This window comes from Plasticicumulans acidivorans, from assembly GCF_003182095.1.
GTDB lineage: Bacteria > Pseudomonadota > Gammaproteobacteria > Competibacterales > Competibacteraceae > Plasticicumulans > Plasticicumulans acidivorans.
The window spans coordinates 23,431-31,221 of record NZ_QGTJ01000017.1; the positions used below are offsets into that span (position 1 = coordinate 23,431).

Sequence of the window (7,791 nt, forward strand, 5' to 3'; positions counted from 1 at the left end):
GATGAGCGATTACCCCGTCACTGCGCAGACCCGTCTGCGGCGTATGCCCGAGCGCGGCCAATACGATCAGGCCACGGTCCACGCCATTCTCGATGCCGGTACGGTCGCCCACGTCGGCGTGCTGATCGATGGCGCACCGGTGGTGATCCCGACCGCCTACTGGCGTGTCGGTGAAGACGTGCTGGTGCACGCGGCCAGGGCCACGCGCTTTGCCCGCGCGCTGCGCAGCGGCCAGCGCGCCAGCCTGACGGTGACCCTGCTCGACGGCTGGGTGTTGGCCCGCTCGGGCTTCAACCATTCGGTCAACTACCGCTCGGTGATGCTGTTCGCGGTGCCGGAAGAAGTCGAAGACGCCGAAAGCAAGAACCGCCTGCTCGATGCGCTGATCGAGCGCATCGTGCCGGGGCGCGCGGCGCTGGTGCGCCCGGCCACCGCCAAGGAGCTGGCGGCGACGGCGGTGTTCCGCCTGCCGCTCGCCGAGGTCTCGGCCAAGCTGCGCAGCGGTCCGCCGAAAGACGACGAGGCCGATCTCGACTGGCCGGTGTGGGCTGGCGTCATTCCGCTGGCGTTGACCGCCGCTGCCGCGCAGCCCGATCCACGGCAGAGCGCCGGGCTGCCCGGCCGGCCACCGCTTTAGCCATGGCCGAAAACGGAACCGGCCGCACGCGGCGGCCGGTCCGGGGGAAATGTGCCGGCGTGCTTACAGCGCCAGCACCCAGGCGATGATTTCCTTCAGGTCGGCGTCCGATACCTGCGGGTTCGGCGGCATCGGCACCTGACCCCAGACACCCATGCCACCCGCCTTGACCTTGGCAGCCAGCTTCTCGGCGGCGCCGGCGTCACCCTTGTACTTGGCGGCGACGTCCTTATAGGCCGGGCCGACGAGCTTGGTATCGACGGCGTGGCAGGCGAGGCAGTTGTTCTTCTGCGCCAGGGCCATGCCGTCGGCGTGGGCCGGGGCAGCGAAAGCGGCGGCGACCAGCAGTGCGCCTGCGATGCCGAAGGTGGATTTCATGCGCTCTCTCCTCAAAACAACGGGGTAGGGTCCAAGAAAGACGAACAGCGTCCTCGGCTCGACCGCACGGAGGGCGGTGGCCGGCGGCGCGGACCCGTTCGGGCAAACACGCCGCGCTCGCCAGTGTCGACCGAAAATACCGGCGCGTCGAGAATCTGCTTCAAGGAATTCATGCTGGATTCAGCATCGCTCCGCTGGCACCGCGGCGTCCGCCCCCGTCGTTCAGGCGGCGGCGGTCTCCTGGTTCTGCGGTCGTGACGGTCCGCGGCGGCGGCTGATGAACAGCGCGTTGCCGCTGCGGCGCTTGGCTTCGCACTTGGCGTCGCTGGCCAGCGACGCCACGTCCAGGTGCGAGCGGCAGCGGGCCGGATCGGGCTGCACGCAGCCGATCGACAGTGTCAGCAGCGGGAAGAACATCGCCTCGCCGGCGCGCGAGAGGCTCATGATGCCGCCGACGCGGCGCGCGGCCTCGTCGTAGAGCGCCGGCACCTCGGCGGCAAAATCGCGCAGGATCGCCTCGCAGCGCAGACGCCAGTCATGGCTGCGCAGGATCAGGATGAAGTCATCGCCGCCGACATGGCCGACGAAGTCCAGCCGGGGGTCGACGTGGCGGCTCAGCAGCTCGGCGAGCGAGAGCAGCGCCTGGTCGCCGCGGGCGTAGCCGTAGTGGTCATTGAACGGCTTGAAGTGATCGACGTCGCAATAGGCGGTGACGAACTCCGTGCCGCTGGCGAGCAGCTCGTCGAGGTGCTCGTGGATCGGTACGTTGCCCGGCAGCAGCGTCAGCGGGTTGGCGTAGCGTGAATTGCGGATCTGCAGGTCGGTGATGCGCCGCAGCACATCGCGCATGCGGCCGATGCCGAGGAAGCGGCCGTCGCGCAGGATGATGAAATCCGCCTCCGGGTGGGTGGCGCTGGTCAGCTGCTGCGAGAGCTGCTCCAGACGCGTCGAGGCTTCGACCTGCAGCATGCCGGTCTCCATCACCCGCTGCACCGGCTTGCGGCCGTGCAGCTCGATGCCGTAGCGCGCCAGCAGCAGATTGAGCAGCGGCGCGCGCCGCAGCACGCCGCAGACCAGACCGTCGCTGACCACCGGCAGCGTATCCAGGCCGGGGGCGTCGTGAAACAGCTGCGCGGCGCTGAGCACCGTCACCGATGGCGCGACAACCGGCACCGGCGTCACCAGGCCGGCGGCGGTCTCGCTCAGCCGAGGCAGCGGCGCATGGCTGGCGCAGCTGCTGTTCAGCAGCTCCCACGGCATCGTCTCCGGCGGTGCGAGCTGCGGTCGCGCGAACAGATAACCCTGACCGAGGCGGATGCCGAGTGCCCGCACCGTGCTCAGTTCGTCGGCGGTTTCGATGCCCTCGGCGATCACCAGACCGTCGAGCTGGCGCCCCATGTCGACGATCGCGCGCACGAACTCGCGCTTGCCGGCGTCACGATCGATGCCCTCGATGAAGTAGCGATCGATCTTGACGTAATCGGGCTTGACCTCCGACCACAGCCGCAGCCCGGCATAGCCGGCGCCGAGATCGTCGAGGGCGATGCGGTAGCCGCGGGCGCGCAGCGCCATGATGCGTGCCCGCACCGCCTCGAAGTCCTCCAGCGGGTACTGCTCGGTCAGCTCGATGGTGACCCGCGTCGGGGCGAATTCGGGCTGCGTGCCGAGCAGATCATCGAGGGTGCTGTCGAGCAGTGACAGCGGATGCAGATTGATGAACAGCCGGCCGGCAAGGTCGAGCTGGCGGCAGCGGCGGGCGACGGTCAGGCGTGCCAGCGTGTCGAGCTCGGTCAGGCAGCCGGCGGCCGCGGCGGCGCTGAACAGCGGTTGCGGCGCATGCAGCGGTGAATTCGACGGTCCGCGCAGCAGACCTTCGTAGCCATGGATACGGCCGCGGTCGAGTTCGACGATCGGCTGGAACAAGGCGGACAGTTCGCGTTGCTGCAGCAGTTCGCGGATTTCGCTGCTCATGGCTTCCCCCGCTGTCTCGACGGTGGCCGGCTGGCGGATGCGGCCCGTATCCGCCTGAATGGTGCAGTGCGTCAGGTGACAGTGACGTGACAGCGGTGTAAAGGCTGGTGCCGCTCAGCTCAGGCGCTTGATGAACACCTTGGAGCGGCGCTGGAAGTTGTACATCTGCTGTTTTTCCACCGGCAGTTCGGCGATGGTCGCCGGCGCGAAACCGCGTTCCTGAAAGAAGTGCGCCGTGCGCGTGGTCAGCACGAACAGCCGGCTGATGCCCTGGGCGCGGGCGCGGGCTTCGATCGCGGTCAGCAGCGCGTCGGCGCGGCCGCCGCGGCGGTAGGCCGGGTGGATGGCGACGCAGGCCAGCTCGGCGATGCCTTCCTCGGGGAACGGGTAGAGCGCGGCGCAGCCGATGATCGTGCCGTCGCGTTCGAGCAGCGTGAAATGGCCGATCTCGTGTTCGAGCAGCTCGCGCGAGCGGCGCACCAGCGTGCCGTCCTCCTCCAGCGGGCGGATCAGCGACAGCAGGCCGCCGACGTCGTCGATGGTCGCCCGCCGCGCACCCTCGTAGCGGTCGGCGTTGATCATCGTGCCGACACCGTCGCGGGTGAACAGCTCAAGCAGCAGGCTGCCGTCGACGCGCCGCGGCACCAGATGCACGCGCTTGACGCCGCCGCGACAGGCGGTGACGGCGTTGCCGAGCGCCTCGACGGTATCGTCCGGCAGGTGCGCGGTGTCGCCGTGCAGCAGGGTTTCGACCTGATCGACGGCCAGGTCCGAGATCAGCTGGCCGTCGCGGTCGGGCACGCCGCCGTCTTCGGTCAGCATCACCAGCTTTTCGGCGTTGAGCGCTCGTGCCGCCGCCACCGCGACCTCGCGCGCGGAGACGTTGAACACCTCGCCGGTCGGCGAGTAGCCGAGCGGTGAGAGCAGCACGATGGTGTCGGCGGCGTGCCAGGCGCGGATCAGCTCGACGTCGATGCGCCGCACTTCGCCGGTGAACTGGTAGTCGACGCCCTCGCGCACACCGAGCGGGCGGGCAACGACGGCGTTGCCCGAGGCCACGCGCAGCCGCGCGCCGTGCATCGGCGAGTTGGCCAGCCCCATCGACAACATCGCTTCGATGAGGATGCGGGTGGCGCCGACCGCTTCCTTGACCGCGTCGAGCGCCACGCCGTCGGTGACGCGCAGGCCGTTGACGTAGCGGATCTCGGCGCCGATCTCGATCAGCTCGGCCTCGACCTGCGGGCGGGCGCCATGCACCAGCACCAGCTTCAGGCCGAGCGAGTCGAGCAGGGCGATGTCGTGGATCAGCGAGGCAAAGCGCTCGGCATCGGCGATGGTCTCGCCGCCGAACAGCAGCACCAGCGTCTTGTGCTCAAGGGCGTTGATATAGGGCACGGCCTGGCGCAGGCCGTGGACCAGGATCTTGTCGTCGTTCATGGTGATTCAGTCGTTGCAGGGTGGGGGGATCAGCTGGCGGCGTCGAGGCAGAAGCGGCGGATCAGCGCGCGCAGCAGTTCGAGGGTCGGCGGGATGCGTTCCAGCGCCAGGAACTCATCGGGCTGGTGGGCCTGGGCGATGTCGCCGGGGCCGAGCACGATGGTGTCCATGCCCAGCGCGTTGAGGAACGGCCCTTCGGTGGCGAAGGCGACCGATTCGGCGGCATGGCCGGTGAGCTGCTCGGCGGCGCGCACGATCGGCGAGCCGGCGGCGGTCTCGAAGGCCTCGATGCCGGTGATCAGCGGCGCCGTTTCCAGGCGCAGGCCGCTGCCGGCGAGCACGCCGGCCAGGCGGGCGTTGAGTTCGGCGCGCAGGGTGTCGACGTCCATGCCCGGCAGCGGGCGGATGTCGATGTGCAGCTCGCAGTGGCCGCAGATGCGGTTGGGGTTGTCGCCGCCGTGGATGTGGCCGAGGTTGAGCGTCGGCGCATCGACCTCGAACAGCGGATTGCGCCAGTGCTCGGCCCATTCGGCGCGCAGCCGCAGCAGCTCGCCGATGACGCGGTACATGCCGTCGAGCGCATTGTTGCCCAGGCGCGGATCGGAGGCGTGGCCGGCGCGGCCGGTCAGGCGGATCGCCTCGAACATCACGCCTTTGTGCAGGCGCACCGGGCGCATGCCGGTCGGCTCGCCGATCACCGCGAAGCGTCCGAGCGGGCGACCGGCGGCGGCCAGCGCGCGCGCGCCGTCCATGCTCGATTCTTCGTCGGCGGTGGCGAGGATCACCAGCGGCTGTTTGAGCTGCGCGGCATCGAGCCCGCGCGCCGCCTCGATCGCCAGCGCCAGAAAGGACTTCATGTCCGAGGTGCCGAGCCCGTAGAGGCGGCCGTCGGCCTCGGTGATGCGGAACGGATCGAAGCGCCAGTCGCCGGCGTCGCAGGGCACGGTGTCGGTATGGCCGGCGAGCACCAGGCCGCCGGGGCCGCGGCCGAGCGTGGCAATCAGGTTCGCCTTGCGCGGATCGACGAGCACCTGGATCTCGCAGCGAAAACCCGCCGCACCGAGCCAGTCGGCCAGACATTCGACGACGGCGCGGTTGCCCTGGTCCCACTCGGGCTGGACGGCACTGATGGACGGCGTGGCGATCAGGCCGCGGATCATGCTCAGCAGGTCGGGGGCGGACATGGCGGGCTCCGGCAGGAATGGACGGTCATTCTATGGGCAGCCGCCGCGAGGGTGCACGGCGGCGCGGAAAGGACTAGGCTCAGACCTGAGAGAAGGAGGTGATCCGTCCATGCTTTCAATCACTTCCATAAACGCTTGGAACGTACCGGTGACGGTGGTGATGCACAGCGACGCGGCCGTACCGGCGGTGACCGCCAGCGGTGCGACGCCGGCGGTGGCGACGCAGGAGAGCAGCGCCGGCGGCCTCGATGCCAGCCAGCAGGCGCAGCTCGAACGCCTAGTCAGCACTGACCGTCACGTGCGTGCCCATGAGGCTGCGCACCGCCACGTCGGTGGTGACTTGGTACGCGGTGGCAGTTTCAGTTTTACCGTCGGTCCGGACGGTCGCCAGTATGCCGTCGCCGGCGAGGTCAACATCGACGCTTCCAAGGTGGCGGACGACCCGCACGCCACCGTGCGCAAGATGGACCATGTGCAGCGCACGGCGCTGGCACCGAGCGACCCCTCGCCGCAGGACCGGGCGGTCGCCGCCGCCGCCGGACAGACCGCGCAGGAAGCGCTCGCCGAGCTGCAGATACTCAGCGATGCGCAGGCCGCCGGCGAGTCCTCGGCGCGCGCGCTGGCCGAGTACGCCAGCGTCAGCCGCGGCGGCAGCGAACTCGACGCCTACGCCTGAGGCTCGCCGCTGGCGGCCGTCACCGTTACGCTGGCCCGCGAACAGGCCAGCGGAGACGGGGCGTGCTGAACGCGATCTGGATCGGTTTCTTCTTCATCGCCGCGCTCGCCGGGCTGTGGCAGGCGACGCTGGGCGGCCACCCGGACGTGTTCGCGGCGATGATGAAGGCGAGCTTCGACATGGCGAAGACCGGCTTCGAGATCAGCCTCGGCCTCGCCGGCGTGATGACGCTGTGGCTCGGCCTGATGCGCATCGGCGAGCGCGCCGGTTTCATCCACGGCCTGACCCGGCTGCTGGCGCCGCTGTTCGCGCGGCTGATGCCAGGTGTGCCGCGCGATCATCCGGCGCTCGGCGCCATCACCATGAACATGGCGGCGAACATGCTCGGCCTCGACAACGCCGCCACGCCGCTCGGCCTCAAGGCCATGCGCGAGCTGCAGACGCTCAACCCGCAGCCGGAGCGGGCCACCGATGCGCAGATCCTGTTCCTGGTGCTCAACGCCTCCAGCGTCACGGTGTTTCCGCTGGCGGTGTTCACCTACCGCGCGCAGCTCGGTGCTGCCGATCCGACCGACGTGTTCCTGCCGATCCTGATCGCCACCTACTGCTCGACGCTCGCCGGCCTGCTCGCCGTGGCGCTGGTGCAGCGGCTGCGGTTGTTCGATGCCGTGGTGCTCGGTTACCTCGCCGCCATCAGCGCCGGCGTCGTCGGCCTGGTGGCGCTGGTCGCCGGTCCGGCCGAGCAGATGCAGGCGCGCTCGGCGCTGCTCAGCAACGGCCTGCTGTTTGGCCTGATCATCACCTTTCTCGGCGTCGCTGCCTGGCGGCGGGTGGATGCCTACGCCAGCTTCATCGACGGCGCCAAGGAGGGCTTTTCCACTGCGGTGCAGATCATTCCGTACCTGATCGCGATGCTGGTGGCGATCGGTGTGCTGCGCGCCAGCGGCGCACTGGAGCTGGCGCTCGATGGCCTGCGCGCGCTGGTGCACGGGCTGGGCTTCGATGCGCGCTGGGTCGAGGCGGTGCCGACGATGCTGCTCAAGCCACTGTCGGGCAGCGGCGCGCGCGGCATGATGGTCGAGACCCTGCAGACCTTCGGCGCCGATTCCTTCGCCGGGCGGCTGGCGAGCATCGTGCAAGGCTCGACCGAGACCACGTTTTACGTGCTCGCGGTGTATTTCGGCTCGGTCGGCGTGCGCTATCCGCGCCACGCCGTGGCCTGCGCACTGTGCGCCGATGCCGCCGGTTTTGCTGCCGCGATCACGGTGGCCTACGCCTTTTTCGGCTGAGCCGGCGCTCGCGGACGCCGGCACGGCCGGCCGCGTTCAATAACGGAAGCGGGCGACCAGGGCGCTCTGATCCTGGGCCAGCCGCGACAGCTCGGTGGCCGAGGCGGCGCTGTGCGAAGCGCCTTCGCGCACCTCGCGGGCGTTGCCGGCCATCTGCTGCACCGCCTGGCTGATCTCGGCACTGCCACGCGCCGCCTGGCCGATGCTGCGGCTGATCTC

General features: G+C 69.7%; 7 protein-coding genes and 1 pseudogene. 3 read left to right on the forward strand and 5 right to left on the reverse strand.

Annotated features, from left to right (window positions below):
* Position 1 precedes the first annotated feature (1 nt).
* A complete protein-coding gene (locus tag C7443_RS19085) occupies positions 2–637 on the forward strand; it encodes a pyridoxamine 5'-phosphate oxidase family protein (protein WP_110020552.1) in 636 nt (211 codons plus the stop codon).
* 63 nt (positions 638–700) lie between these two features.
* On the opposite strand, the gene C7443_RS19090 is transcribed toward C7443_RS19085, so the two are convergent.
* The 4 genes from C7443_RS19090 to argE form a co-directional block, all read right to left on the reverse strand.
* A complete protein-coding gene (locus C7443_RS19090) occupies positions 701–1,015 on the reverse strand; it encodes a c-type cytochrome (protein ID WP_110020554.1) in 315 nt (104 codons plus the stop codon).
* 222 nt (positions 1,016–1,237) lie between these two features.
* A complete protein-coding gene (locus C7443_RS19095; protein WP_110020556.1) occupies positions 1,238–2,986 on the reverse strand; it encodes a GGDEF domain-containing protein in 1,749 nt (582 codons plus the stop codon).
* Positions 2,987–3,100: 114 nt separating this feature from the next.
* Complete coding sequence (gene argA / locus C7443_RS19100; protein WP_110020557.1) at positions 3,101–4,423, reverse strand: amino-acid N-acetyltransferase; 1,323 nt, start codon at positions 4,421–4,423, stop codon at positions 3,101–3,103.
* A 29-nt stretch (positions 4,424–4,452) separates the two neighbouring features.
* Positions 4,453–5,607 (reverse strand): acetylornithine deacetylase, encoded by a 1,155-nt coding sequence (argE, locus tag C7443_RS19105; RefSeq protein ID WP_110020559.1) that lies wholly within the window; start codon positions 5,605–5,607, stop codon positions 4,453–4,455.
* Between the two features lie 109 nt (positions 5,608–5,716).
* On the opposite strand from argE, the gene C7443_RS19110 reads away from it, so the two are divergent.
* Both C7443_RS19110 and C7443_RS19115 read left to right on the forward strand, forming a co-directional pair.
* Positions 5,717–6,283: a putative metalloprotease CJM1_0395 family protein gene (locus tag C7443_RS19110; RefSeq protein ID WP_170123701.1), complete on the forward strand. Its 567-nt coding sequence runs from the start codon at positions 5,717–5,719 to the stop codon at positions 6,281–6,283.
* Between the two features lie 62 nt (positions 6,284–6,345).
* A complete protein-coding gene (locus C7443_RS19115) occupies positions 6,346–7,572 on the forward strand; it encodes a nucleoside recognition domain-containing protein (RefSeq protein WP_110020561.1) in 1,227 nt (408 codons plus the stop codon).
* Positions 7,573–7,608: 36 nt separating this feature from the next.
* On the opposite strand, the pseudogene C7443_RS20220 reads toward C7443_RS19115, so the two are convergent.
* Positions 7,609–7,791: pseudogene (locus tag C7443_RS20220) on the reverse strand (chemotaxis protein); the annotation flags it as partial.